General features: G+C 50.9%; 1 protein-coding gene. It reads right to left on the bottom strand.

Going from position 1 to position 1,270, the window contains the following annotated elements; all coding sequences use genetic code 11:
- A partial coding sequence (locus NFS35_RS28845; RefSeq protein ID WP_251210388.1) for a tyrosine-type recombinase/integrase occupies positions 1-1,032 on the bottom strand: 1,032 nt, incomplete at its 3' end.
- Positions 1,033-1,270: the final 238 nt, after the last annotated feature.

Below are 1,270 nucleotides of genomic sequence, written 5' to 3'. Positions count from 1 at the left end.
TATCCCGGCTTTTTCCTGATAGGAGCGGAACATGCAGCCGATACAGGTCGTGTCCTGGATCTCCGTCTTTGGGGCTGAAACGCGCAGGAACACTTCCCCGCATCCGGTCCCTTTCGGCCTGGCGTTCAGGATATAGTCCTTCAGGGCCTCGCCAGTCTCTTTCATGAGCGGGACGTGCGTTGTCGTGCCTGTCTTGCTCTGGACGAGCTTTATCTCGCCTTTCCTCCAGTCAATGTCCGTCAGCTTCATGCGGATGATGTCGATGGCACGCAGGCCCGTAGTCGCGCCCACAAGGATGATGGCGCGGTTCCGTTTCCCTGTTTCTGTCTCCGTGTCGATCACGCCGAGGATCCGCTCCAGCTCCTCATCGGTCACGTGACTCTGGATGGGCATCCCCCTGTATACCTTGTATGAAAAAAGTTCTACGCAGTCCGGGGCCGGTATCCCGGAATCCTTAAGGAAGATATGGAAATGCTTCAGGTAGAGCAGGACATTGTGCAGGCCTGATGTCTTTATGCTGGCTGCGGTCTTTAAGATGAATTCCCGGACTTCATCATGCGTCACATCTGAAAGCGAGGCATGGCCGCGCTTCTCCATGTACTGGAGATATTTCCGCACGGTCCATCCGGCATCATATCTCGATTTGTCCCCGCATGACCTCGAACAGAGGAACTGGTCAACGATCCGCTCATTCCCCTCCGACAGCATAAAAGAAGTCCCCCTTTTTTGCGATGTGTACCGGAATTGTCCACTCAGGAAGAATTCATTCATCCTGCGGCCGACATACCGTGTTTTCTTGAAGGACTGGTAGGTGACCTCTCCGCGCTCATACCTTTCCTTGTTCAGGCTGATATACTCATCCGTGATCTCTGGGCTGTATGCTGCCTGTCCGGTCTGCCCATAGTATTTCCGGAACTGCCCCATGGCAGGCTGATAATACCTCCAGATCGTAGTCTCACTGTAACCGATTCGCCTCATCTCATCCAATATCTGCGCAATCAGCTGGTTGATGGTTACTGTGTTTTGTTCCATGGCAAAACGCCTCCTTTGATAATAGTCAGACATTATCCTGTCTGCCCTGTCTATTATCATGGATACGTTGTTTTTGTGCGAGAAGTATTATACCGAATTTGAGCATCTGTCCGATGAGGCGTCAGCAAGATTGCCGGATCTTGGAGAAAATGTTATACCGAATTATCTTAAAAAATCGTTGAAATACCTTGGCTGCTCCGTAAACCTCGGTATAATAGAAGTTTCGGTATAACTACTA

The organism is Acetatifactor aquisgranensis, assembly GCF_943193215.1.
Lineage (GTDB): Bacteria > Bacillota > Clostridia > Lachnospirales > Lachnospiraceae > Acetatifactor > Acetatifactor aquisgranensis.
Note: the sequence above shows the minus strand (reverse complement) of the source record. Positions and strands in the feature narration are given on the sequence as shown.